We start from the raw sequence: 25,117 nt of genomic DNA, 5'->3' as shown, positions 1-25,117 counted from the left end.
CGAGGACGTTGGCCTGGCCGGAGAACGACCTCGCTAAATCTGCGGCTCGGTCGACTTGAAGGCCAGGCCGTCGGCCCGCCATCGCTCGATGGTGGCGTGGACGGCCTCGACGAGCTTCACCTGCTCCAGCCACTCGTCGCTGTAGACGGAGTCTTCATACTTGGCGGCGTCGTCCGGCGCCAGGCACAGCGGGCGTGTGGGTGCCTCAGCGGACGTCAGATCCGTGACGCAGGCGCTCAGTACGCAGCCGGCCGACCCGCCCACTCCGATGTCGGTGTCTTCACGCAGCATCCGGCACATCGCGATCGCGTCGCTGTCGCGCACCATGTGGCGGGTGTCGAAGCTTTGCGGGGTGAGGAAGGACGACTGCCGGCTGGCGCCGATGCCCGGCAGCAGGCGGGCATCGGCGGTGGTCGCCTGAGACGCCGGCGGACCGCTGGCCATGGAGGCGTACGCGTCGACCGCGATCAGCCGGATCGGCCGTCCGGTGCCGCGTACGTGGCGGGCGATTCCGGCGAGCGTGCCTCCGGTGGAGACGGCGACGTAGACGGCGTCCAGTTCGGGTCCGCCCTGGCAGAGGATCTCGGGGCCGGTGGTCTGGGCGTGGATCTCCGGGTTCGCCTCGCTCCCGTACTGGTTGGTCCAGCGGTAGCCGGGGTGTGCCGTGATCAGCGCCCGCACGGTCGCGAGCCGGGTCAGCAGGTAACCACCGTGGCCGTCATCCTCGTCGACCATGTGCAGTGTGGCGCCCGCGGCGATCAGCAACTGCCGGGTGGCGACGGGAGTCTTCGGGTCGATGACCGCGATCAACCGTCCGCCGATGCGGGCGAGCTGATGGGCGAGCGCGATACCGAGATTGCCCGAGGTGGACTCGACCACCACCGTCCCGGGCGTCAGGGGCTCCTGCCGGTCCAGCGCCCGGAGCAGTCCGATGGCCGTGCGTTCCTTCACGGATCCAGAAGCCAGGTAGCTCTCGTGCTTGACCAACATCCGATGATGCTTCCCGGCGTATGTCACCAGAAGCTCTGACACCGGAGTCGGCGTCAGCGAGTCAAGCCACATCGTCAAAGAATGCAAGCGCCTCCCACTACTAGGAAGGCGCATGGCGAGTTGTCGCCAGGAGCCGGGCTCGGCCTTGATAGCCCGTCCACATCCACCCAGCATGACTCGCATGGCTCTTCACCCAGGTGCTGCGCAGTCGAAGATCATTCGCCAGCCGGGGCAGCCCGTCGCGATCATCGGCATGGCGGGCCGCTTTCCTGGCGCCAAGTCCATTGAGCAGTTCCGCCAGAACCTGCTGGCGGGCGTGGAGTCCATCTCCTTTTTCGACGAGGACGAACTACGTGCCAACGGCGCCACCGATGCCCAGCTCGCCAACCCCGCGTACGTGCGTGCCGCGCCCATCCTGGGCGACGTGGACAAGTTCGACGCGGACCTGTTCGGCTTGAGCGCACGGGAGGCGCAACTGCTCGACCCGCAGTTCCGCGTGTTCCTGGAGGTCTGCCACGCCGCTCTGGAAAACGGTGGCGTGGTTCCCGGACAGTCCGAGGACCGCGTCGGCGTCTATGCGGGCTCCAAGGACAACGCCTACCTGGAGGAGAACGTCTTCCAGAACGGCGCCATCATGCGCGGCACCGGATCGCTCATGGCGATGATCAACAATCACACCGACTACCTCGCCACCAGCGTCGCGTTCCGGCTCGGCCTGACCGGCCCGGCGATCAGCATGGTGACCGCCTGCTCGACCTCGCTCGTCGCGATCCACACGGCGGTCCAGGCGTTGCGCGCCGGTGAGTGTGAGGTCGCCCTGGCCGGCGGTGTCGAGATCGGCCTTCCCGAGGTGGGCGGCTACGTCTACAACGAGGGCGGAATCTACTCGCCCGACGGCCGGATCCGGCCGTTCGACGCCAAGGCCCGGGGCACGGTGTTCGGCAACGGTGTCGGCGTCGTGCTGCTCAAGCCCCTCGCTGCCGCGCTCGCCGACCGCAACCCCATCCACGCGATCATTCGCGGGTCGGCGATCAACAACGACGGCAACGACAAGAACGGCTTCTTCGCGCCGAGCAAGCCCGGCCAGGCCGCCGTGGTCCGCGCGGCGCTCAACGACGCCAATGTCGACCCGTCGACGATCGGCTACGTCGAAGCGCACGGCACAGGCACGCTCGTCGGCGACCCGATCGAGGTCGGCGCGCTGAGCACCGCATACCGGGAGCGGACCGACCGGACCGGCTACTGCGCGATCGCCTCCATCAAGGCCAACGTCGGGCACCTGGGCGCGGCCGCCGGCGTCGCCGGGTTGATCAACGCGGTGAGCAGCGTCAAGGACGGACAGCTCGCGCCAGTCGCGAACTTCGACGAGCCAAACCCCCGGATCGATTTCGGGCGCAGCCCCTTCTACCTGAACCGCGAGCGCAGTTCCTGGCCAGGCGGCACGGCGCCGCGTCGCGCGGCGATCAGCTCGTTCGGCATCGGCGGCACGAACGCGAACGTGATCATCGAGCAGGCCCCGGACCGCCCAGCCGCCCGCCCGGCACGCAGGCCGGTCCAGCTGGTGCCGTTGACCGCCCACGTCCAGACCGCGCTCGACGAGCTGACCGAGAACGTCGCCAAGCACCTCGGCCGCGGTGACGACGAACTCGCCGACGTCAGCTACACGCTGACCGTCGGCCGCAAGCCGCTGGCACTGCGGCGGTACGCGGTGGCCGGTAGCGCCGCGGCGGCCGCCGAGCGGCTCACCGTCGACCTGCCCGCGTTCCAGCCGAAGTCCGGGCGTACCGCCACCTTCCTCTTCCCGGGGCAGGGCGCGCAGTATCCCGCGATGGCGATGGAGCTCTACCACGCGGAGCCGGTGTTCCGGGCGGAGCTGAACGCCTGCGCGGCGGTTTTGCGCGAATCGCACGGCCTGGATCTGCTGGATCTGATCTTCCGCGCGGACGCCGAGACTCAGAACCAGACCTGCCACACCCAGCCGATCCTCTTCGCCGTCGAGTACGCCCTGGCGAAGACGCTGCAAGGGATGGGCATCACACCGACTGCGATGGCCGGCCACAGCGTCGGCGAGTACGTGGCGGCGGCCCTAGCCGGCGTGTTCAGCCGCGATGACGCGCTGCGTCTGGTGGCCGAGCGCGGGGCGCTCATGCAGACCGTCGAGAGTGGCGCGATGCTCGCGGTGCCCCTCTCCGAGGAGCTGCTGGCCCCGATGCTCGACGAGTCCCTGGACATTGCGGCGATCAACGCCCCCGGTGTCTGTGTGGTGGCGGGAACGCATGACGACATCGCCCGGCTCGAGGAGGAGTTGAGCCTGCAGGGGGTGAGCAGTCGCCCGCTGCACACCTCGCACGCCTTCCACTCCCGGATGATGGACGGGATTCTCGAGCCGTTCGCCGAGGCGGTCCACCGGACGACGCTGAATCCGCCCAGCATCCCGTTCGTCTCCAACTCGACCGGGACGTGGATCGCCGACGACGAGGCGACCGATCCGATGTACTGGGTGCGCCACCTCCGTGGCCGCGTACGCTTCTCCGAATCGCTGCGGTTGCTGACTTCCGACGGCGACCGTGCGTTCATCGAGGTCGGCCCCGGCCGGACGCTGACCGGATACGTCACGAGTCACGACCGTGCCGCCGTCGCCGTGCCGGCCATGCGTCATCCGAAGCAGCAGCAGTCCGATGTGGAAGTGCTGTTGACCGGGGTGGGCCGGCTCTGGGCCGAAGGCGTCGACGTCGACTGGTCCCAGTTCTGGAGCGACGAGCAGCGCAGCCTGGTGCAGTTGCCTGAGTACCCGTATCAGCGCCACCGTTACTGGATCGACCCCGATCCCGAGGGGGGCAGCGGGGAGGTCGCGGTCGCCGGTACGCCGGTCAAGGTCGGCGCGTACACCGCACCGGTGTGGCTGGAGAGCGTCCCGCCGGTCGCCGGATCGGCCTCCGGCGTCTGGATCACGCTCGGCCGGCCGGGCGACACCGTGCTGGTCCGCCTCGCGGAGCTGGCCGGGGCGGCCGGCGCGAAGGTGGTCGTCGCCACGACCGAGGATGAGCTGATCGACGCCCTCGCCGGGCGCGGCGGAAACGACCGTGAGAAGGTGACGATCGTCCACGGGCTCTGCCTGGGGGAGCGTCCCGCCGGAACCGGCGAATCCGAGTACGCGAACACGTGGCTGCGCGACGGATTCCACAGCGGACTGACGATCCTTCAGGAGGCGGCGCGGCAGCTTGCGGGAACCCCGGTCGAGCTGGTGTTCGTGACCAGTCAGATGCAGGACGTCGCCGGTGACGGGCTGATCGAGCCGGCGAAGTCGGCTCTGCTCGGTCTGGTGAAGCTGGTGCCGAAGGAGATGGAGTCGGTCAGCTGCCGCAGTGTGGACTTCGGCGCCGACCTCGCCGTCGAACGTGTCGCCGGCCAGTTGTTCGCCGAGATCACCGCCGGTGGCTCGGAGCAGCAGGTCGCCTATCGCGGCCGCAAGCGCTGGTCCTGGTCGTACGCCTCGACGCCATTGCAGGCGCCCGACGGGGTTCCGGTCATGCTCCGGCCTGGCGGTGTCTATCTGCTGACCGGTGGCCTGGGCGGTCTCGGTCTGGTGCTCGCGCGCCAGCTCGCAGCGCAGGTGCAGGCGAAGGTCGTGTTACTCGGCCGCAGCGGATTGCCGGACCGGGAGCACTGGGCGGAGATCCTCTCCACCACGCCGGACAGTCCACAGGCTCGCCGCATCCGGGCGGTCCGGGAGGTGGAGGCCGCCGGTGGCCAGGTGATGGTGCTGGCCGCCGACGTCACCGACGCGGCGGCGATGCGGGCCGTGAACGACGCGGTACGCGCGGAGTTCGGTGCCGTGGACGGCGTCTTCCATCTCGCTGCGGTAGCCGGTGGCGGCATGCTGGAGACGCGGTCCCATGCGGACGCCGCGGCCGTGCTCGCGCCCAAGGTTCAGGGCACCTACCTGCTCGAAGAGATCTTCCACCCTCGGTTGATGGTGCTGTACTCGTCGATCGCGGTCCTGTCGGCCGACTTCGGGCTCGGCGACTATGTCGGGGCGAACGCCGTCCTGGACGCCTTCGCCCAGTCCCGCTGGGCGCGCGGCCAGCACACCGTGTCGATCAACTGGCCGCCGTTCGCCGAGGTCGGCATGGCCAACGACGTGCTCGCCCCAGCGGTGTTCGACCACATCGCACTGGGCGGCGCATCGGGTGAGGGACCGCGTACGGCGGTGCGGCATCCGATGCTGCAGAGCCGGACCGAGGTCGACGCCGTCACCACGCACTTCGGCATCAACCTGTCGCATTCGCTGTGGGTGCTCGCCGAGCACAAGCTGAACGGCATCCCGACTATGCCGGGGACCGGCATCGTCGAGCTGGTCCGGGCGGCGTACGCGGAGCTGACCGGCAGCGAGACCGCCGAGATCACGGATCTGACCTTGGTGCAGCCGTTGGTGGCCCACGCAGGTCTGCGTTGCCACCTCGAACTGCGCCGAGCCGACGACGGCGGCTTCGAGGTGGCGATCCGAGCGCACGACGGCAACGAGTACGCCAAGGGCCGGGTCGGCCCGCTGACGTCCGAGGCGCCCGGCCGGCGAGACCTGACGGTGATGCGAGAGTCTTCCGGCGACGTCGGCGTCCCCGACGCGGCGGAGTGGGACGGCCCGCTCGCCTTCGGCCCCCGCTGGACCGGAATCCAAAGTGTCCGCTCGGCCGAGGCCACGGAGTTCGTCACGGTCGAGCTCGCGGACCGGTTCCGCGCCGACGAGGACACGTACTACGTGCATCCGGCGGTTCTCGACTGTGCGATCGGCTTGGGGCAGATCATTCGCGGCACCGGCCAGTATCTGCCGTTCAGTTACGGTCGGCTGTCCGTACGCGGGCCGTTGGCGGGGCGCGTGCACTCGATCATCGGTCATCTCGACGACACTCGCGGCGAGGTGAGCAGCACCAACGTCTCCGTCGTCGACGACGACGGCAACGAGCTCGTGTCGGTGGAGCGATTCATGCTCTTCCGGATGCCGGAGCATCTGGCGGCGAGCATGAAGGCCGAGCCGGCCACTTCGGGACCGCTCGACGACGAGGTCCTCCCGCAGCAGGGTGAGGAGGCGTTGCGGCTGATCCTCGGCTCCGGCGCGGGGCCGCAGGTGATCTGGTGCCCGGAGGGACTGGACGTCCGGATTCGGCGTACTTCCCGGGTGAACCGGGAGGCGGTCACCGAGCAGCTGACTGCGCAGTCCGGGATGGTCGGCGCTCCCCGGACGCTGACGACGCCCTACGTCGCACCGGAGTCCGATGTCGAACGGATTCTCGTGGGGCTGTGGTCGGAGACCGTCGGCGTGGAACGGATCGGCGTCGAGGACGACTTCTTCGACCTGGGCGGCAACTCGCTGTTCGCGGTGCAGCTCGTGGCCCGGATCAGCCATCGGTTCTCGATCGACGTCTCGGCGGCGTTGCTGTTCGATTCCCGCAACGTGCGTACGCTCGCCACGGCGATCGAGGCGGCGCTCATCGAGAAGGTGGCGTCGCTGTCCGAAGACGAGGCGCGTCAGGCCCTCGAGGCGTTGGGGACGGCCGCCAATGTCGGCTGAGCGGCTGCGCGTAGGGGCCGTCGTCGACGGCGGCGGGATTCCCATCTCGGCGATGATCGAAATCGTCGACCATGCCGAGGACATCGGCATGGACTCCATCTGGCTGCCGCAGATGCCGAACCAGCTGGACGTCGCGACCGTTCTCGCGGCGTTGGCCGCCCATACCAAGCGGGTCAGGCTCGCCTCCGCCGTCCTGCCGATGTACTCGCGGCCGCCCGTGGTGATGGCGCAATCGGCTCTGACCGCGGACGCCATCTCGGGTGGACGAGTCGCGCTCGGGCTCGGCCTGGGGCACCGCGCGGTCGGCGACTGGATGGTCGGCGGGCAGCCGGCTCCCGCGCTGCCCGCCACCCGTGAGTACCTCACGGTCGTGACGTCGCTGGTTCGCGATGGCGAGGTCAACTTCGACGGCACCTGGTACAGCGGCCATGCCGCCTACATCGGTGAGCGGCGCGAAGACTTCCCCGTCTACCTGGGATCGTTCGGGCCGAAGATGATCGAGCTGGCCGGTGAGCTGGCCGACGGCGTCATCCTGTGGATGTGCACCACCGACTATCTGGCCAAGCACGTGATGCCGGCGCTGCGACGGGGCTGGGCCAGGCGGGGCGGCCGCCCGGACGGCTTCAAGATCGTCGCCATGATGCACGCGGGCCTGTCCGGTGACCCCGATCGCGACCGGCAGGTCTTCGGCCGGACCCTGGGGGCGTATCTCCGGGTCGCGACCTATCGAGGACTGTTCACGCGGAGCGGTTTCGCCGATTCGGTCGCCTCGACCAGGCCGGACGACGCGATGGTCCGGGCACTGGGCGCCTTCACCGAGGACGAGGTGAAACAACGGCTCGAGGAGTTCCGCCGGTGTGGCGTGGACGAGATCGGGGTGGCTCCGGCCGGAGCCGCGAAGGCCTCCTTCGACCTCTGCCTCAAAACGTTGACAAGGGTTTATGAGATCGCGGGCGAGGGATGACCTCCGACCATCTGATCCCACTCGGCACGGGGGAGTTCTCGCTGTGGCGTTCGGTGTGCGTACGCTCCGCCGGGCTGCCCTTCGAGTGGATCAGTGATCCGGAGACGATCCGGCAGGCGCCGTTTCTCGAGGCGTTGGCCTGGCAGCATCCGCTCGTGGGCAGGCTGGCCCGGCGCGCCGGCGAGACGATGCCCCGAGACCTCGCCCGTACGCTCGCGAGCTACCGTTCGCGGTACTGCGCGAAGAACGATTCCATCGGTTTCTTCGGCCCGGTCGCCTGGGGCGCGTGGCGGGACGGGCCGACCAAGATCGGCGAGCTGACGCCGCCGGTACGAGGTCAGCTGTTCTTCGAGATGTGGGCGATCCAAGCACTGGGCGACGCCCTCGTGGAGCGGTACGCCCTCGACGAGTGGACGGTGCCGCACCGGTGCGCTTCGGTCGCGGTCACCTCCGGCGGGGTCCACCTGGCCGACGGTTCCTTTCTGCCCCTCTCGGAAGTCCGTCAGCAGATCGTCGCGGCCGCCGACGGATTCCACACCGTCGCGGACATCACCGCAGCCTGCGCCGACTTCGGCGACCCGGAGAAGATCGTCGGCGAAGTCAAGGTGCTCCGGGCGATGGGCGTGCTCACGCGGGGATTCTTCATCCCACAGTCCCGGCATCCGGAGCGTCAGCTCGCCATGCAACTCGCGCGCGTCGCCGACCCGGACCGCCGGGAGGCGGCCGAGCGGGATCTCGGCGCGCTGATCTCCGCACTCGACGAGGTGCGTGGCGTGCTCGGTGAACCGGCGGCGGTGGCGGCCGAACTCGGCATCCTGCACGACCGGTTCACCGAGCTGGCGGCAACGTCCTGGCACCGCCGGGACGGCGAGTTCTACGCCGGTCGGTCGGTCGCGTACGAGGACTGCCGATCGGAGTTCGCCCTGGAACTGGGCACCGAGCTGCTGACGGAGATCGCGCCTGCACTGGAACTGATGCTGCTCAGCGCCCGCTGGTATTCGACGCAGGTGGCGTCCCGATATCTCGCCCTCTGCCGCGACCTGCTCGCCTCCGAGCGTGATCCAGCCGGGTACCCCTTGCCGAAACTGCTGGCGACATTGGCCTCCAGCATCGGCGGCGACGCCGGCAGCCCCGCCGGGCAGGCCGCTGCGGAGCTGCGCCGGAAGTGGACCGAGCTGCTGTCGCCGGGCCGGCAAACGGGCGCGGTCACCTTTCGATCCGAGGACATCCGCGACGAGGTGACGGCGGCCTTCGCGGTCACTGAACCGGGCTGGCCGACCGCCCGATGGCATGGCCCGGACCTGATGTTCGCCGCCGCCAGCGTCGACGACCTGCACGAAGGACGTTTCCTCGGGGTTCTCGGCGAGCTGCATCCCACCATCAACTGCGTCGACCAGCTTTGCTTCGCCTCGACCCACCCGGATCAGCCCGCATTGCGCCGCTGGATCAACGCCGACATGCCCGAACGGATCGTGCCGCTGTATCCCATGATCGGCGGCATGGTCAACTCCCGGACGGCTCCGCCGGAGGCGTACCACGCGCCGCACTACACCTATCTCGGGGTGGCCAACGAACCCTCGTACGCCCCGCGCCGGGCGAAGGTCGTCGCGGCCGGGGGTCTTCGCGTACACCAGGAGGACGATCGGCTGGTGGTCCGGTCGGTCGCCGGGGACTTCCAGGCCGACCTCGCCGAAGTGCTCGACGACTATCTGGCGTTCGCGGCGTACAACAGGTTCGGCCTGTTCGAGCCGGCGGCACATCACCCCCGGGTGCAGATCGACCGGCTGGTGGTTTCTCGGGAGCGCTGGCAGCTGCCGATGGCCGCGTTTCCCGACCTCCCGCGGGCGAGACTGGATCAGGTCGTGGCCCACCTGCGCCGCCTGGCGTCCGAGCACGGACTGCCCGAGGTCGCGTTCTGGGTGGTCGCCGGTGAGGCGAAACCGATCTATGTAGATCTCGCCGATCCGACCTTGGTGGATGCCGTGTGGGCGAAGCTGCGCCGCGGCCGGCAGCGGCAGCCGGGTGGCTGGGTGACGGTTTCGGAGATGCTGCCCGGACCGGATGAGCTGTGGCTACGCGATGCCGATGGCCGCCGGTACGCCGTCGAGTTCCGGGTGACCTGCGTGGACAGTCGCCGATATGGAGGAGGTAACCCAAGTGTTTGACGATGAGGATCGGGTGTTCTGTGTCGTCGTCAACGACGAGGACCAGTACTCGATCTGGCCGGACGATCGCCCGGCGCCTTCGGGTTGGTCGATGGCCGGCAAGACCGGTCGCCGGCAGGAGTGCCTCGAATACATCGCGGAGGTGTGGACCGACATGCGGCCACGCAGCCTGCGCCTGCAGATGGACGGCGAATCCCGGTGACGGCCCGGGGATCCTCCCGCTGAACACCACGGCCGAGCACATGAGCGCCCCGGGCGGCCACCGGGAACTTGGGCAGCGCCGTGATCAGCGGACTGATCACGGCACAGAAGCGAGGAGAAGACATCATGGCCAGCGCCTCGATTCAGGTGAGCGATCTGGTGAAGACCTACCCACGGGGCGTACGGGCGCTGGACGGGCTGACCTTCACGGTCCGGGAAGGGACGGTGTTCGGGCTGCTCGGGCCCAACGGCGCCGGTAAGTCCACCGCGGTACGGATTTTGAGCACCCTGTCGCGCCAGGACACGGGGACCGCAGTCGTGGCCGGGTATGACGTCTCCCGGCAGCCGGACGCGGTCCGGCGCGAGATCGGGCTGGTCGGCCAGAAGCTCAGTGCCGTGCCGACCGCGACCGTACGGGAGAACGTCCTGCTTCAAGGCCGCATGTATGGCCTCAAGGGCCGGGAACTCGCGACCCGGGCCGACGAGGCGATCGCCCGGATCGGGTTGTCCGACGCGGCGGGCAAGCCGATCGGGTTCTGCTCGGGCGGCATGAAACGCCGAGTCGACATCGCGATGGGCATCGTCCATCGCCCGAAGGTGCTGTTCCTCGACGAGCCGACCACCGGGCTCGACCCGGACATCCGGATGCAGCTGTGGGACGACCTGGCCAAGCTGGTCCGTGCGGACGGGCTGACGATCCTCCTGACCACCCATTACCTCGAAGAGGCCGACACGCTCGCCGACGAGGTCGCCATCATGGACTCCGGACGAGTGGTCACTTCCGGGAGTCCGGCGACGTTGAAGCAGGAGCTTCGTGGCGACACCCTGCTCGTCGAGCTGGACACCGACGAGGCCGCCGGGCAGGCGACGGCTCTGCTGGCCGATGTGGGGCAGGTGGGCGAGTTCAAGGTGGATGGCCGGACGCTGCACGCCCGCGCGGAGGTCGGCGGCGCGGCCGTACCGGCGGTGCTCGAACGGCTCAGCGGTGCGGGGCTGCGAGTGACCTCGGTGACGGTTTCCCAGCCGACGCTCGACGACGTCTATCTGCAGCACACTGGGCACCGGCTGGTGGCACAACGGCGCGAAGAAACCGAACTCGAACGGAGCCAGTCTTGACCGAGCTCGTAGGCCAATCGGCGCACCTGGCCAAGCGCCACATCCTGCACGCCTTCCGGCAGCCGTGGCTCATCGCCATCAACCTGGTGCAGCCGTTTCTCTGGCTGCTGCTGTTCAGCGCCACCTTCAACCGGATCGCCGACATCCCCGGCTTCGGCGAGAGCAACTACGCGCAGTTCTTCCTGCCCGGTTTGATCGTCATGACGATTCTGCTGGCGGCCGGCTGGAGTGGATTGTCGCTGCTGGGCGACATGGAGCGCGGCACGCTCGATCGGATGCTCGCCTCCCCGGCCAAGCCGGCCGCGCTGGTCATCGGGCCGCTGCTGCAGCAGATCGTCAGTGGAGTCATTCCCACCGCGATTCTCCTGGCCATCGGCTACACGCTCGGCGTCCGGTTCCACGGCGGACTGCTCGGCGTGCTCGTCCTGGTGCTCGCGCTGGCGGCGATCGCCGCGGCGCTCGCGGCTCTGTCCAACGCGGTGGCTCTGCTGGTACGCCGAGAGGAGTCGCTGATCGCGGTCGTGAACTTCATCGTCATGCCGATGACGTTCCTCTCGACTGCCTTCATGCCGCGTGACCTCGTACCGGGCTGGGTGGCGGCCGCGGTCGCGGCCAACCCGGTCAACTGGGCCGTCGAACTCAGCCGGTCCGCTTTCGCCGGTACGCTGTCGGCCGGGCCGGTGCTGATGTACCTCGGCCTGCTGATCGCCCTCGCCGTCGGCGCCATCGCGCTGGCCCGGGCTTCGTTGGCCCAGTACCGGCGGACCGCGTGACGGTGGCGTCCCAGGTCGACCGGCACCGGCGCAGGCCGGTGCCGGCGACCCCCGGCGGAGGTCTGTTCCGGTGAGCCGGCTGCTGGCCATCAGTGACCTGCACGTCGGGTACGCGGAGAACCGCGACTTCGTCAGCCGGTTGCGGCCGGCCGATCCGGGGGACTGGCTGCTGGTCGCCGGCGACGTCGGTGAGCTGAGCACCGAGATCGAGTGGGCGCTCGGCGTCCTGAGCGATCGATTCGCCAAGGTCATCTGGGCGCCGGGCAATCACGAGCTGTGGACCCCCCGCAAGGACCCCGTGGACCTTCGCGGGCAGGAGCGCTACGAGTACCTGGTCGCCTTGTGCCGTCGGCTGGGGGTGTTGACGCCGGAGGACCCGTACGCGATTTGGGACGGTCCGGGCGGGCGGGCGGTCGTCGTGCCGCTGTTCATCCTCTACGACTACACGTTCCGGGTGGACGGCACGTCGAACAAGGAGGACTCCCTGGCGCTGGCGTATGAGCGAGGAGTGGTGTGCACCGACGAGATTCTGCTGCACCCGGATCCGTACCCGAGCCGGGAGGCTTGGTGCGCCGCCCGGCTCGCCGCGACCGAGCAGCGCCTGGCGGGTCTCGATCCCGATACGCCGATCGTCTTCGTCAACCATTACCCGCTGGTCCGGGAGCCGACGCGGGTCCTGACCTATCCGGAGTTCGCGCAATGGTGCGGCACGGTGCACACGGCCGACTGGCACCGGCGTCATCGCACCGCCGCCATGGTCTACGGGCACCTGCACATTCCTCGTACGACGTGGCACGACGGAGTTCGGTTCGAGGAGGTCTCCGTCGGCTACCCCCGAGAGTGGCGGCGCCGGGGTGACACACCGAATCCGCCGCGGCAGATCTTGCCGGCGGTGGGGGGTTGAGATGATCGAGGAGATCCTGCCGCCGGTTGTGGCGGCGGAGGAGGCGTTCGCCGATCTGCCGGAGGCGACGCTGTTTCCGGAGGAGCAAGCCGCCGTTGCGCAGGCCGTGGCCGGGCGACGCACCGAGTTCGCGACGGTCCGCCACTGCGCTCGGGCGGCGCTACATCGTTTGGGTATGCCGCCCGCACCCATCCTTCCCGGGGAGCGCCGCGCGCCCCAGTGGCCGCCGGGCATAGTCGGGAGCATGACGCACTGCACGGGATACCGTGCGGCGGCGCTCGCGCGGGAACGCGACGTGGTGGCGATCGGGATCGACGCCGAGCTTCATGGCGAACTGCCCGATGGCGTACTGGACTTGGTCGCGGTGGACGCCGAGCGTTCGATGCTGTCGCGCCTGGCGGCTGAGGACCCCAAGACGTGCTGGGATCGGCTCCTCTTCAGTGCGAAGGAGTCGATCTACAAGGCGTGGTATCCGCTGACCGGCCGGTGGCTCGACTTCGCCGACGCGCAGGTCACCTTCGAACCCGCCGCGCAGCGGTTCACCACACGGCTTCTTGTTGCCGATATGGGGACGGTGGGGCAGTGGCCTGAGTTCACCGGGCGCTATCTCGTCCGCGACGGCATGGTGCTGACCGCTGTCGTGGTGCTCTAGGACGCGCCAGCCACCCGCTGACACCGATTTCGTCCTCGGAGACGCGCGCTGGTGACCGGCGACGAGTAAAGCGTCTGGTTGTTTCACACCGGCTGACCGTTGCCCCGGTGCCGGTTAATCGTCGGGCAGGCTGCGGGTCAGCTGACGAGCCTGTCGCATGCGTCCGTCGGGCGTGAAGCTGGCGAACATGAAGACCTCGGTGTCGATGCGACGGCCCTTGCCGCTGGTCACCCGCAAGGTGAATCGCGTAGCGATCGTGTCGCCGGATGCGATCGCCTCGTGGACCTCGACGCTGAACCGGCCGCCGGTCAGCGTCTTGCGCGCCGGCCGCATGTGGGCGAGAAGCTTGTCCCAGTCGAGCCGGATGCCGTCGCTGATCTGGACGATGTCGGGCGTGTAGAACTTGGCCATCGCGCCGGCGGTGTCGGCTTCGGCGAAGACGACCTGTTCGGTGAGGTCGGTGAAGAAGTCGTGGACGAACTGGGCCGGGCTTGCCTGCCGCCGGGTGGTCATGGTGTCTGCCCTCTCCTCGCTTAGTCTTGACATCGTTGTAAGATATGTCGGACCGAAAGATCTGACAAGCGTGTAAAGGATGTGACCCAGGTGTCTCCGGCTCCCTCCGGCGGGCGACGGCGTGCCGACGCCGAACGCAGCCGCGTCGCGATCCTCGACGCGGCCGTCCGGTTACTAGCCGGCCAGCCGGACGCGGGCATGGCCGCGGTCGCCACGGCTGCCGGGGTGACCCGGCAAACCGTCTACGCGCATTTCCCGTCCCGCGACGCGTTACTGATCGCGGTCGTCGACCGGATCAGCGAACAGGCCACGGCGGCGATGGACGCCGCCGGCCTCGACGACGGTCCTGCCATCCCAGCGCTGCTACGACTACAGCAGGTCACCTGGCAGCTGTACCAAGCGCACCCCGTTCTCGTCGACGCCACCCGATTGACGGTTCCCGCCGAGCACGATCGCCGGCGCCATCACGACGTCCATCAGCGGCTGACCCGGCTGATCCAGCGTGGACAGGCGTCCGGTGAGATCGACCCGCAAGCACCGGCAAGCTGGCTCGTCGCCGCAGTCATCGCGCTCGGACACACCGCCGGTGAGCAGGTCGCCGCCGGCCGGCTGAACATCCGCCAGGCCGCGCAGGTCCTGAAGACCGCGACGCTACGGCTCCTCGCCACCCAGCAAGCCACCATCGACGGCGAAACCCCGCAGCCGCGCCAGCCGCCAGCTATCGGTCGATGACGGCGGGCCGAGCGGTGCGACGCAAGGCATTACTCTCCTCGCATGCTGGAGCGGATGTCTTGGCTGAACGAGCCCGGGGAATGGTCGTCGGAGGGCGGCGTGCTCCGTGCGGTGACGGAGTTCCGGACGGACTTTTGGCGGGAGACGTTCTACGGCTGGGTGACCGACAACGGGCACTTTTTCAGCCTGCCGGTGACCGGCGACTTCACGGCCGAGGTGGTCGTGGCGGCCGAGCATACGACACGGTTCGACCAGGCCGGCGTGATGGTCCGGGCCGATGCGCAGAACTGGCTGAAGAGCGGCCTGGAGGTTACCTCCGGGGTCGTGCAGGTCAGCACGGTCTATACGCGCGGATTCTCCGACGTGTCCATGGCTCCGGTCGCCGGTTTCCGTGGGGAGGTCGCGATGCGGGTGACCCGGTTCGGTGCGGCGCTGACCGTCCACTGCCGCAGTGGCGATGACCCGTGGCAACTTCTGCGCCTGGGATATCTCGACCTTCCCGCCACGGTGGAGGTCGGCGTCATGTGCTGCTCGCCCGAGCGTGCGGGTCTGCGAGCCACGTTCCGGGACTTCCGGGTCGGGCCGCCGATCTCCCGCGACGGCCTCGAGTGACCGTCTGCCGCCAGCGGACCGTCGTCAGCAAGCGCGGACTCGTCCCGAGCCCGCAGAGCGCCTCGACCTGTGTCGCGGGCCAGGCCAGCCGGTTATCCACGTTCGGTGACGGCGAACCGGCAGGATGTGTGCGGTGAGGGTCCAACAAGGAGTGCATGTCGTGACCGTCTCCTATTGGAGCTCGAGCCAGCTGGCCGGAATGCTGGCCGAGCTGGCGGGACGGTTCCCGGTGACGATCGTCGACAACGCGGACGGCACCGACGTTGAAACCCAGCGGGTCAGCGCGGGCCACGACTATGTGGCGATCGGTCACAACTCCGGTTTCGGGTCGGCCTGCAACGTCGGCGCTCGCCGGAGCAGCTCGGCGTACGTACTGTTTCTCAATCCGGACTGCCGGGTCTCGCCGTCCACGGTCGATGCTCTGGTTTCGCTGCTGGATCGGAGGCCGGACGCCGGTGCGTGCGCGCCGCGGCTCGGCCGGCGTCAAATCTACGGCGGTGCGGCGCCCGGATTCTGGTCTGCCGTGGGCTACCTCGCCCTGCCCGACGCCCTGCTCGGGTCGCGCTGTGTCTGGGCCACGGCGACCCGAGCTCGAGGGCCTGTCGCGGTCGGTTGGGCGTCCGGTGCCTGCCTGCTGGTACGCCGAGAGGCGTTCGACGCCGTCGGTGGCTTCCGCGAGGACTTGTTCATGTACAACGAGGACCTCGACCTGTCCGCTCGCCTGCGTCGCAGCGGCTGGTGCGTGCTGATCGACCCGCGGCTGTCCGCCGACCATGCCGGAGCGCGGTCCTCGGTGGCTCCGGTGGACACCGCGAACTCGTGGTCTCGGTCAACCCTTCGTTATCTGGGGCGATCGTGGCGTTCGACCGGTGTCGCGGCGATTCTCGGCGGTGGCATGTGGCGGCGGCATCTCGTGGCCCTGGCGACAGGACGCCGGAGGGCGACCTTCGCACCGGAGTTCACCGCGCAGTTGCTCCGTCGTAGGACCACCACAGATCCCGCAGCCGACCGGCCGGAAAGGTGTCCGTCCACGGCTTGTGACGGGTCACGAAGTGGATGAGGTACGCCTCCGACGCCAGCCGGCCCAGCCGGCTGCGCGGGACGTGTTCCTCGCCGTAGTAGGGGAATTCTTCGGCCTGCCAGATGTCCTCCAGGGGGAAGACGTTCCAGCGGCGGTCGAGCCGGTGCCACTGTCCGCGTACCACATGATTGAGGGCGTCTTGGTCCCAGAACCGCACGTGCTGCGCGGACGTCGTCGCGAAGCGAAGCGCGGCCGGGCCGATCTCCCGGCGGCGCCACCGGTCGAGGTCGATGACGAGCAGCCCGGAGTTGAAGTACGGCAGCGCGCGTTCGGCCTCGGCGAGTGGTAGGCCGGGCAGGCAGCCGGGTGTGCCGAGGGTCGGTACGCACACGTCCTGGACGGCGGCGAGCGGATACGGCCCCAGGTCCAGGGTGAGTAGTTCCGCTGGATCGCGCAGGAAGAGGGTGTCCGCGTCCACATACACCGCGCTGCTGTACTCCGGCAGCGCCTCGGCGATGTGCAGGCGGTAGTAGACCGCAGGCGAGCCGTGCGAGTCGAAGGGAAGCCCCAGGCACGCGCCGGTCATGTCCCGGATCTCGAAGTCCAGGCCGGCGGAGGTGGCAGCGCTGGTAATGGCGCGAGCCTGCTCCGGCGTCAGATCACCGGCCAACGCTATGACAGTGGTCGTCTGTCCATTACGGACAGCTGCGAGCGAGTGGAGCATTGCCCTGGCGGCGCGGGCATACCGGCTGTCGAAGGCGACGACGATGGGCCGCTGGAGATCTTCACGCATTCGCCACCCTAGCTTCGGAGGCGCCGGAACCGCACCACTTCGCAGGGCCAACCGCACAGGAGTCGGGATCCCTCGCGAATAGGGTCTTTCGGCCCGAGCCGCCACCGGCACGATCGCGATGCAATGAGGTAAACCCGCTAGGAGAAAGTCCCGCGATCGTGTGTGAATACTGCGGCTGCCAAGCCTTGACCGCCATCGACGAACTGACCCGGGAGCATGACGCCGTGGTCGGGCTGATCAGTGATGTCCGCGGCGCGTACGCCGCCGGCCGGGTCGATCGCATGGCCGAGTCGGCCCGGGCGATCGAGGCGATCCTCGGCCCGCACACGGCGGTGGAGGAGCGGGGACTGTTCCCTGCGCTCGCGGCGGACTTCCCGGACCACATCAGCGCACTGCAGGCGGACCATCGCCGGATCGAATCGGTGCTGGGCGAGGCTGCCGCCGCGGTGCCCGCCGACCCGACCTGGCCTCGACGCCTCCTCGACATCCTCGACGAATTGCGGGACCACATCCTCCGCGAACAAGACGGCGTCTTCCCGGCCGCGCTCACGACACTGCGTACCGCCGACTGGGAGGCGCTCGAAGCGGTCCGCGCACAGGTAGGCATTGCTGTCCTCACTGCCGGCGGGGCGAACCTGTGACGGCTGTGGGCCAGGTCACGGACCTTCGGCCCTGCCTTCGTCCGCTCAGTCGGACGACGCTGACGCCATGACCCCGCTGTCGATCGAGCGGCATCCGGTCCCTGACCCCGGCGCCGCCGTGTCGTCTCGCTTGCGTTGGCACTCTTCGGTCAACCTGCTCGTGGTCGGCTGGCTCACGGTGGCCGTGGTGGCCGCGGTCGCTGCCCTGACCGGCGCCGCGCCCGGATGGCTGCCGATTCACGCTCTGCTGCTCGGCGCCGCCACCAGCGCGATCGTGATTTGGACCGAGCACTTCGCGGTCGCGGTGACGCACGCGCGCCAACCCGGCCGCCGAGGGGCGGCGATCAGGCTGACAGCGCTCACGGTGGGCCAGGTGACGACCGTGGCGGCGGCGGTCACCTCGCAGCCGGTTCCGCTGGCGATCGGGGCGACGACGGTGGGGCTCGCGATCGCCGCGCATGCCGCTACGCTGCTGCGGCTGCGACGTGGTGCGTTAGGTGGCCGGCTGACCGGCATCGTCGACTACTACCTGGCCGCCAGTGTCGCGATGCTGGCCGGGGCGGTTCTCGGCGGTCTGATGGGCGCCGGCGTGTCGCCGCATCTGCACGAGCGAATGCACCTGGCGCACGAACACCTCGTGGTGGCTGGATGGTTGCTGCTCACCATCGTCGGAACAATGTTCATGCTGCTGCCGTCGGCCGCCCGCGTCCGCATCGATTCCTGGACCACTCCGGCGATGCGATGGTGTCTACGCCTGGCCGGGCCCGGGCTGGCGGTGGCGGTTCTCGGGATGCTCATGGCGTGGCGGCCGGCGACCACCATAGGCCTGACCGCGTACGCGGCCGGTCTGGCCGTCGCTGCCGCGCCCCTGGCACGGGCGTTACGCCGGACCCGCCCGGTCAGTGGATCCGCCTGGCTGCTGTCCGCCGCGACCGCGTGGCTGCTGGTGGCCGCCGTCGTGGACGTCGTTCTTTCGGTGACCGAGCGCACGGCCGATTTCCTCGGCCCGATCGTGTTGATCGGCGGAGTCGGTCAGGTCCTGCTGGGGTCGCTGACGTATCTGCTGCCAGTGGTCCTCGGCGCGGGTCCAGAGGGCGCCCGGCGGGCCACTGCGCTGCTGGACGCGTACTGGCCGCTGCGGGTCGCGGCGCTCAACACCGGTGTCGTGCTGATCGCGCTGGCGGCGGCTGGCGCCCAGCCGGCGTTCGCCCGCGCGGGATGGACACTGATCGGGCTGACCGTGGCGGAGACGCTTGCTCGAATGCTGTTGCTGCTGGTCACCCGGCTGGCCGCCGTCGGCCGTCTCCGCTCCTCGGGGCCGGCGCTGGCCGGTGCCGGGCTCGGCGTGATCGTGACTGCGGCGGCGGTGCTGTTCGCCCTCTCCGGCCGGAGCGCACCGCAGGCGACCGTGGTCGCAGCCGGGCCGGCCGGGATCGTCGACGTGGCCCTGCAGGACATGCGCATCGTGCCCGGCACCATCTCCGTACCGGCTGGAACGCACCTCATCCTGCGAGTGACCAACCACGACAATCAGAGCCACGACCTGCGTACCGCCCACGTGCGGACGCCGATGCTGCGCCCGCACGCCACCGCCGACCTCGACCTGGGCACTATCACCAAGCCGGTCGACGCCTGGTGCACCGTGCCCGGTCACCGGGCGGCGGGTATGCGCCTGGCGATCGTGATCGGCCCGGCGGCCGATCAAGCCGCCGGCTTCACCGCCCGGAACCCGGCACTGGCCCCAGCCGACCCGGCCACCGTTCACCGCGTCGAACTGCCCATCGTGGAGACTCAGCAGGAGATCGCGCCAGGCGTACGCCAGACGGTGTGGACGTTCGGCGGCACCGTACCCGGACCGACCCTACGCGGCCACGTCGGCGATCTGTTCGAGATCACGCTGATCAACCAGGGCAGCATGGGTCACGGCATCGACTTCCACGCCGGAGCCGTCGCGCCCGACGCGGTCATGCGCACCATCGAACCAGGTGAGCGGCTGACCTACCGGTTCCGCGCCGACCGTGCCGGGATCTGGCTCTACCACTGCAGCACCATGCCGATGAGTCAGCACATCGCGGCCGGAATGTTCGGCGCTGTCGTCATCGACCCGCCCGGGCTTCCCGCCGTCGACCGCGAATACTTGCTCGTCTCGTCCGAGATCTACGGCGACGCCTCCGCCGAGAGCACACTCAGTGCGATCAAGGCCGGTACGCCGGACCACTGGGCGTTCAACGGCGCCGCCGGGCAGTACGACACCAGGCCGCTGACCGCCACCGCGGGGCAGCGCGTACGGTTCTGGCTGCTCAACGCCGGACCCGGCTCGACCAGCGCGTTCCACGTCGTCGGCGCCCAGTTCGACACCGTGTACGCCGAGGGCGGCTACCGGCTCCGCCGCGGCGTCGACCCCTTCGGACAGACGGCAGGTGGCGCTCAAGTCCTCGACCTGGCCCCCGCCCAAGGCGGATTCGTCGAAACGGTCTTCGTCGAACCGGGGACCTACGCCCTGGTCGACCACGACATGCGCCACGCCGAGACCGGCGCCCACGGCAAGATAGTGATCACGCCATGATGTGGACGATCGTGCGATTCGTTCACATCCTCGGTGCGACGCTGTGGGTCGGCGGCCAACTCACCTTGACACTGGTCGTCCTACCCGTCGCACGACGCCGGCTCGACCCCGCGACACAAGCACATGTCGTCCCCCCGATCGGCCGACGATTCGCGATGACGACCCTTTCCGTGATGCTTCCGCTGCAGATCCTGACCGGCGTCGCGCTGGCCGCCCATCACGGTCTGACCTGGACCGGACTGGCCGAACCGGGGTACGGCCGCACCCTCGTCGCCAAGCTGGGACTTGTGACTCTCGCGATGGCCGCCTCGGCGACACACGGCATCCTGTCGGCCAAGGGCCATCCCACGGCGGCCCGAGCCGCGGTCACCGCCGGACTGATCTGCTCCGTCGGCATCGTGCTGCTCGCCGCCGCGCTGGCCACGTAGAACGCGTTCAGCCGTCCGCGGCTGGGCTCTGTAATGTCCAGTCGCCTGCCAGCCCGACCGCGATGAGGCTCGCGCCAGAGCGGGCGGCCTCCGATATGCGCTCCCAGCCGGCGATCGCCACGAAAGCTCGGCGGCTCGGGCATCACCAGGGGCGGCGCGTCTGGCACGCCGGCAGCGGTTGTCCGCCGGATCCGGCGGGGATCGAGGTGACAGACCGGGTTAGGCGCGCACAGCCCGGCAGTGTCGACGTGGTCGGCGATCCGTTCGACGATCTCGGCCGGCGAGGCCGTTGTGCTGTCCAGGACCAGGTCGTAGTTTCGCAGGTCGGACTTGTCGACGCCGTACCGGGTGAGGAACCGGGCCCGTTCGCTGTCGCTGCGGCTCGCTAGGCGCTGGCGAGCCTCCTCGACCGTCGCGTACCGCTCCACGTCGTTTGCCGGACGCGCCATCGCGCGGCGGGCTGCCACCGTGGGATCGGCGAGCATGTGGACCTTCACCGCGTCGGTGAAGAAGTGCCAGGCCAGCCGGCTGTCCACGACGAGCTGCTCGCCGGAGGTCGCGATGTCGGCCTGGAGCTGATCCACATAATGGTCGATCTTGTCATCGAGTTCGGCGTGCAGGTTGAGTTGCAGCGCGGTCATCCCGCGCTGCGCCGCCATCGATCGGTAGAGGTCGCCGACGCTGATCCGGCGGACACCCAGACGCTGAGCCAGCAACTTCGAGACGGTGGTCTTACCGCTGCCGAGATCGCCGTTCAGGACGACGGTGCGCCGGTTGGCCATCCGTCACCCTAACCCGGTCGGCTAAGTACCGCTGGTCTTCGGACGTCTCGTTCGAGTGACAGCCCTCGCGGCCGACGGCTTAGGGATGGTCGAGTCCGCGCGGTACGCCCAAGAGATCACGGGCGGCGATACGGGCCATCCGCCAGACCGATATGTCGTCACGGCTGCCCCGGATGGCCACCATTGATGTCGTGGCCAGGAGCAGCCCATAGAGGATTTGGGCGAAGCCGGCGAGGACGAGGGCGACGGCGGGCAGGTGGTGGCCCAGTTCGCCGGTGATCACCGACGCGCCGCACGTCAGCATCCCGGCCAGCGTCAGCCGGAGGCCGGCCAGATGCAGTCGGTAGTGTCTGGTGCGTCTCACGTGAGCGACCATGCGGCCACAGTAGGGCAAGCCTCTGACAAGCGCGCTGTCAGCTCCAGGGCCGGGCGCCGGACTGCAGGTCGCGGCCAAGATCGCTGGTCGGCCCGAGGTGCCGGAGCTTGTCCGGGTTCACGATGGAGTGGATCGTCGTGATGCGGCCGTCCACGATCGTCACGCCGAGGACGCCGACGATGCGGTCGTCGGCGTCGAACGTGACCGCGCCCGGACCTCCGTTGACCATCGTGACCTCGACGCGTACGCCGAGCTGCCGCAGGCGGGGCAGCCAGCGCGCCAGGATCCGGGCGATGGTGTCCCCACCGGTCACCGCACGTGCCATCGCCGGGACCTTGCCGCCGCCGTCGCCGTGGAACGCGGCGTCCTTGGCCAGCAGCTGCTCCAGTTCCGACAGGTCGCCCCGTTCGGCGGCGGCGAAGAACCGCCGGGTCAGCTCCTCCTGCTGCCGTGGTGACGCGTGATACCGGGGCCGTCGTTCCTGAAGGTGAGCCCGGGCCTTCGCGACGAGGTGCCGGGTGGTGTCGACGTCGGTGCCGACGATCTCGGCGACGTCGACGTACGGGTAGTCGAACACCTCGCGCAGCAGGAAGGCCGCCCGCTGCGGCGGGGTCAGGTTCTCCAGCAGGACGAGGAAGGCCAGCGACAGCGAATCCGCCGTCTCGGCCTGCTCCGCCGGAGACGGATCGGTCATCAGCGGCTCCGGCAGCCACTCACCGACGTACCGCTCCCGGCGTACCCGCGCCGACCGGAGCTGGTCGATCGCCTGGCGGGTCACCAGCGTTGCGACGTACGCCCGAGGCGAGCTGATCTCCGCGCCCTCGCGCAGGGCCTGGTGCATCCGCAGGAAGGCCTCCTGCACCACGTCCTCGGCGTCGCTGACGCTGCCGAGCATCCGGTATGCGATCGCGAAAGCCTTCGGCCGCAGCTCGCTGAACAGATCCGTCTCCGGCACGGCGATCAGCCCAGCCCTTCCCGGAACCCGGTACGCCAGCTGGGGTAGCGCAGCGTCCAGCCGAGTTCCCGCTTCGCCTTGTCACTGGAGATGCCCCGGGCGCGAGTCATCAGGTGCACCGGACCCTGCCCGGCGACCAGCCGTACCAGCCAGGCCGGAATGTGCCGCGGTGGCTTGGCGCCGAGGCACTGAGCGAGTTCCGGCAGCCAGACCGAGACCGGGGCCGGGTCGTCGTCGGCGACGTTGTAGATGCCGGCCGTGCCTCGTTCGACGGCCGCGACCGTGGCCGACGCGGCGTCGACGATGTGCACCATCGACCACACTCCCGCCCCGTTGCCGACGATCGGGAACTTCCGATCCCGGACCTGCTGAGCCATCACTGCGCCCGGCTCGGTGCTGAGTCCGGTGCCTGGGCCATAGAAACCACCGTAGCGAAGAGCGATGCCGTCGCCCCAGGTGATCCCCGTGACCGCCGCTTCGACATGACGCAACGCGTCCACCGACTCCCGCACATCGGCCGGCGGGTTCGGCTCGATCGCGACGTTGTCGTCGGCGAGCCCCGGACTGGTGTGCGCCGCCCACAACGCGTTGCTCTGCGCCACGAACTTGCGTACGCCGACCGCGCGGGCGGCCGCCAGCAGATGATCGGTTCCCTCGACACGCAGCCGGTCGGTCGCCGCCGCCATCCGCTTCGCGTGCCGGAAGTCGGGCGGTCCACCCAACGCCGTCATCTGATGCACGACGACCTCGGGTTCCGCCTTGGCGACCGCGTCGGCCACCGATTCCGGGTCGAGCGCGTCGACGACGACCGCCTGCGCGCCCAGGTCACGCAGTGCGCCTAGCTTGGCCGGCGTACGGGTCGTGCCGACGACTTCGTGACCCCGGGCCACGAGCTGGGTGACGAGGTGGCCGCCGATCGCGCCGGACGCCCCGGCAAGAAAAATCTTCATGCACCATAAGACGAGGCAGCCCGGCCGGGCATGAACGGCGGTAACCCAGGTCACACCCGCGACCGGCTGACCCGCAGCCGAACCTCCTCCGGCGCTGCCCGAATCGCGAGCTGATCGGCCTCGCGGCGCATCGCGGCCAGCAGAACCGGCAGGTCGGGATGGCGGTCGGCGTCGGCCTGGACGGCGATGATCAGCTTCCCGGCGTACGACAGGGCCAGGAACCCGATGGTCAGGTTGCCCACCACGGTCCCGATCGGGATGAAGTCGTGGATGGTCGCCCCGAGGATGCGCATCGGCATCGGCGGTCCCGCGACGTTGCTCTCGACAAAGTTGATCATGTGCTGCCGGTGGCTGAACCACCGAAGCACGCCCAGCCGGGAGAGCACGATCAGCAGGCCGTTCCCTGCCGTCGGAGCCTGGCTCCGCTTCGCTTCTGTGCTCTCGCGCGCGATCCGCTGGAGTCGACGATGCACATCTGGCTCCAGTGGCACACGCATCGCGTAGCCGCCGGTTCGGTTGCCCTCACCGACGGCGCCGGCCTCAGGAAGAGAGACACGGCCACGGTGGCGTGCAGGTGAACGCCGTCGGTCCGTTCCGCCCGGGACCGCAGCAGTGCCCTGAGGCCACCGGCGGCCAAGGCCAGCACGATGTCGTTGACCTTGCCGCCGTGCTCGTGGGCAGCGGTCTTGACCTGGCGAAGATCGAGCGTGACGACGTCGAGGCGTCGGTGCGCACCGACCGGTCCGTTCAGCGACGTGCGGGGCGCGTGGCGCAGCCCGGCCATCTGACGCCACGTCTCGATGCCAGGTCTGCGGAGCGTACGCAGTGCCGCGATCCGGCCGGCGACGTTGTCGCGGACCAGTGCTGGCCAGGTCGGCATCGTCTGCGGCCTGGGCGAGGGAAGCACCGGATGGTCGTCGGCGAGCGCTGTGAACATGCGAATCGTCGTCAGGCCATCGGCCACGACGTGGTGCATGGCGAAGACCAATGCGGCGCCTTCGCCGGGTAGTCCATTGACGAGCCACATCCGCCACAATGGTTGATCAGGGGGGAACGGCTCATTCGTCAGGCGTACTGCGAGATCGGTCAGCCGCTCTCCGGACGGCAGTGCGCATTCCCGCACGTGACGATCGACGTCGAAGTTCGGGGCGTCGACCCAGATGCGCCGCCCGCCGGGCCATCGAGGACGCGAGATGACCTGCCGCAGCCGGGCAACGGAACTCACCCGATCGGCAACGTGCCGGCGCAGAGCCGGCAGGTCGATCCGGGCGTCCAGCAGCACCAACGCGCCGACACGGGCCGGTGACGTCGGCGACTCGACGTACAGGTTGATCAGATCGGTGGGGGTCAGCCGCTCGATCCTCGTCATGTCTCCAGCGTTCTCGGGACCGATGGCGCGGCCCAGGGCCGTTCG

General features: G+C 69.3%; 22 protein-coding genes and 1 pseudogene. 14 read left to right on the top strand and 9 right to left on the bottom strand.

The genetic code is table 11. From position 1 onward, the window contains the following. Positions 1–33: 33 nt before the first annotated feature. Positions 34–1,062 (bottom strand): pyridoxal-phosphate dependent enzyme, encoded by a 1,029-nt coding sequence (locus AB0H43_RS03640; protein WP_359995929.1) that lies wholly within the window; start codon positions 1,060–1,062, stop codon positions 34–36. 109 nt (positions 1,063–1,171) lie between these two features. On the opposite strand from AB0H43_RS03640, the gene AB0H43_RS03635 reads away from it, so the two are divergent. The 8 genes from AB0H43_RS03635 (at position 1,172) to AB0H43_RS03600 (ending at position 13,334) form a co-directional block, all read left to right on the top strand. After that, the gene (locus AB0H43_RS03635) at positions 1,172–6,559 is read left to right on the top strand and encodes an SDR family oxidoreductase (protein WP_359995926.1); all 5,388 of its coding nucleotides are present in this window, start codon (positions 1,172–1,174) and stop codon (positions 6,557–6,559) included. Further along, the gene (locus AB0H43_RS03630; protein WP_359995923.1) at positions 6,549–7,523 is read left to right on the top strand and encodes an LLM class flavin-dependent oxidoreductase; all 975 of its coding nucleotides are present in this window, start codon (positions 6,549–6,551) and stop codon (positions 7,521–7,523) included. The genes AB0H43_RS03635 and AB0H43_RS03630 overlap by 11 nt, the downstream gene beginning before the upstream one ends. Next, a complete protein-coding gene (locus AB0H43_RS03625) occupies positions 7,520–9,688 on the top strand; it encodes a lantibiotic dehydratase (protein WP_359995920.1) in 2,169 nt (722 codons plus the stop codon). Before AB0H43_RS03630 ends, AB0H43_RS03625 begins: the two co-directional genes overlap by 4 nt. Beyond that, positions 9,663–9,890 carry an MbtH family NRPS accessory protein gene (locus AB0H43_RS03620; protein ID WP_359995917.1) on the top strand — a complete coding sequence of 76 codons (228 nt, stop codon included), beginning with the start codon at positions 9,663–9,665 and terminating at the stop codon, positions 9,888–9,890. The genes AB0H43_RS03625 and AB0H43_RS03620 overlap by 26 nt, the downstream gene beginning before the upstream one ends. 125 nt (positions 9,891–10,015) lie before the next feature. Further along, positions 10,016–11,005 (top strand): ATP-binding cassette domain-containing protein, encoded by a 990-nt coding sequence (locus AB0H43_RS03615; protein WP_359995914.1) that lies wholly within the window; start codon positions 10,016–10,018, stop codon positions 11,003–11,005. After that, a complete protein-coding gene (locus tag AB0H43_RS03610) occupies positions 11,002–11,778 on the top strand; it encodes an ABC transporter permease (RefSeq protein WP_359995911.1) in 777 nt (258 codons plus the stop codon). Before AB0H43_RS03615 ends, AB0H43_RS03610 begins: the two co-directional genes overlap by 4 nt. A gap of 70 nt (positions 11,779–11,848) precedes the next feature. Then, positions 11,849–12,682: a metallophosphoesterase gene (locus tag AB0H43_RS03605; RefSeq protein WP_359995909.1), complete on the top strand. Its 834-nt coding sequence runs from the start codon at positions 11,849–11,851 to the stop codon at positions 12,680–12,682. 1 nt (position 12,683) lies between these two features. Then, positions 12,684–13,334 (top strand): 4'-phosphopantetheinyl transferase superfamily protein, encoded by a 651-nt coding sequence (locus tag AB0H43_RS03600; protein WP_359995906.1) that lies wholly within the window; start codon positions 12,684–12,686, stop codon positions 13,332–13,334. A 114-nt stretch (positions 13,335–13,448) separates the two neighbouring features. On the opposite strand, the gene AB0H43_RS03595 is transcribed toward AB0H43_RS03600, so the two are convergent. Then, positions 13,449–13,880 carry a nuclear transport factor 2 family protein gene (locus AB0H43_RS03595; RefSeq protein ID WP_359995904.1) on the bottom strand — a complete coding sequence of 144 codons (432 nt, stop codon included), beginning with the start codon at positions 13,878–13,880 and terminating at the stop codon, positions 13,449–13,451. A 48-nt stretch (positions 13,881–13,928) separates the two neighbouring features. On the opposite strand from AB0H43_RS03595, the gene AB0H43_RS03590 reads away from it, so the two are divergent. The 3 genes from AB0H43_RS03590 (at position 13,929) to AB0H43_RS03580 (ending at position 16,251) form a co-directional block, all read left to right on the top strand. After that, entirely contained in the window at positions 13,929–14,579 is a 651-nt protein-coding gene (locus tag AB0H43_RS03590; protein WP_359995902.1) for a TetR/AcrR family transcriptional regulator, read from the top strand. 42 nt (positions 14,580–14,621) lie between these two features. Then, positions 14,622–15,191, top strand: coding sequence for a DUF1349 domain-containing protein (locus tag AB0H43_RS03585; RefSeq protein ID WP_359995899.1), 570 nt, complete (start codon positions 14,622–14,624; stop codon positions 15,189–15,191). 160 nt (positions 15,192–15,351) lie between these two features. Beyond that, on the top strand, positions 15,352–16,251 hold the full coding sequence (locus AB0H43_RS03580) for a glycosyltransferase family 2 protein (RefSeq protein ID WP_359995897.1): 900 nt from the start codon (positions 15,352–15,354) through the stop codon (positions 16,249–16,251). Here the strand turns inward: AB0H43_RS03580 and AB0H43_RS03575 are convergent. After that, positions 16,151–17,005: a glycosyltransferase family 8 protein gene (locus AB0H43_RS03575; protein ID WP_359995894.1), complete on the bottom strand. Its 855-nt coding sequence runs from the start codon at positions 17,003–17,005 to the stop codon at positions 16,151–16,153. The genes AB0H43_RS03580 and AB0H43_RS03575 overlap by 101 nt on opposite strands. A 185-nt stretch (positions 17,006–17,190) precedes the next feature. Between AB0H43_RS03575 and AB0H43_RS03570 the strand changes: the two genes are divergently transcribed. From AB0H43_RS03570 to AB0H43_RS03560, 3 genes are all read left to right on the top strand, one after another. After that, positions 17,191–17,646 carry a hemerythrin domain-containing protein gene (locus AB0H43_RS03570; RefSeq protein ID WP_359995891.1) on the top strand — a complete coding sequence of 152 codons (456 nt, stop codon included), beginning with the start codon at positions 17,191–17,193 and terminating at the stop codon, positions 17,644–17,646. Between the two features lie 67 nt (positions 17,647–17,713). After that, positions 17,714–20,212, top strand: coding sequence for a multicopper oxidase domain-containing protein (locus AB0H43_RS03565; RefSeq protein WP_359995888.1), 2,499 nt, complete (start codon positions 17,714–17,716; stop codon positions 20,210–20,212). Positions 20,213–20,367: 155 nt separating this feature from the next. Further along, positions 20,368–20,640, top strand: a complete 273-nt coding sequence (locus tag AB0H43_RS03560) for a hypothetical protein (protein ID WP_359997450.1) — start codon at positions 20,368–20,370, stop codon at positions 20,638–20,640. Positions 20,641–20,897: 257 nt separating this feature from the next. Here the strand turns inward: AB0H43_RS03560 and AB0H43_RS03555 are convergent. The 6 genes and pseudogenes from AB0H43_RS03555 to AB0H43_RS03530 form a co-directional block, all read right to left on the bottom strand. After that, positions 20,898–21,422 (bottom strand): annotated as a pseudogene (locus AB0H43_RS03555) (AAA family ATPase); the annotation flags it as partial. Positions 21,423–21,501: 79 nt separating this feature from the next. After that, positions 21,502–21,786 carry a hypothetical protein gene (locus AB0H43_RS03550; RefSeq protein ID WP_359995886.1) on the bottom strand — a complete coding sequence of 95 codons (285 nt, stop codon included), beginning with the start codon at positions 21,784–21,786 and terminating at the stop codon, positions 21,502–21,504. Positions 21,787–21,835: 49 nt separating this feature from the next. Beyond that, positions 21,836–22,753 carry an RNA polymerase sigma-70 factor gene (locus AB0H43_RS03545; RefSeq protein WP_359995883.1) on the bottom strand — a complete coding sequence of 306 codons (918 nt, stop codon included), beginning with the start codon at positions 22,751–22,753 and terminating at the stop codon, positions 21,836–21,838. 5 nt (positions 22,754–22,758) lie between these two features. Continuing rightward, positions 22,759–23,703: an NAD(P)-dependent oxidoreductase gene (locus AB0H43_RS03540; protein WP_359995881.1), complete on the bottom strand. Its 945-nt coding sequence runs from the start codon at positions 23,701–23,703 to the stop codon at positions 22,759–22,761. 50 nt (positions 23,704–23,753) lie between these two features. Next, complete coding sequence (locus tag AB0H43_RS03535) at positions 23,754–24,200, bottom strand: WS/DGAT domain-containing protein (protein ID WP_359995878.1); 447 nt, start codon at positions 24,198–24,200, stop codon at positions 23,754–23,756. Next, positions 24,092–25,072: a wax ester/triacylglycerol synthase domain-containing protein gene (locus AB0H43_RS03530; RefSeq protein ID WP_359995875.1), complete on the bottom strand. Its 981-nt coding sequence runs from the start codon at positions 25,070–25,072 to the stop codon at positions 24,092–24,094. Before AB0H43_RS03530 ends, AB0H43_RS03535 begins: the two co-directional genes overlap by 109 nt. Positions 25,073–25,117: the final 45 nt, after the last annotated feature.

Origin of the sequence: Hamadaea sp. NPDC050747 (assembly GCF_040654195.1) — a bacterium.
Classification (GTDB): domain Bacteria; phylum Actinomycetota; class Actinomycetes; order Mycobacteriales; family Micromonosporaceae; genus Hamadaea.
Note: the sequence above shows the minus strand (reverse complement) of the source record. Positions and strands in the feature narration are given on the sequence as shown.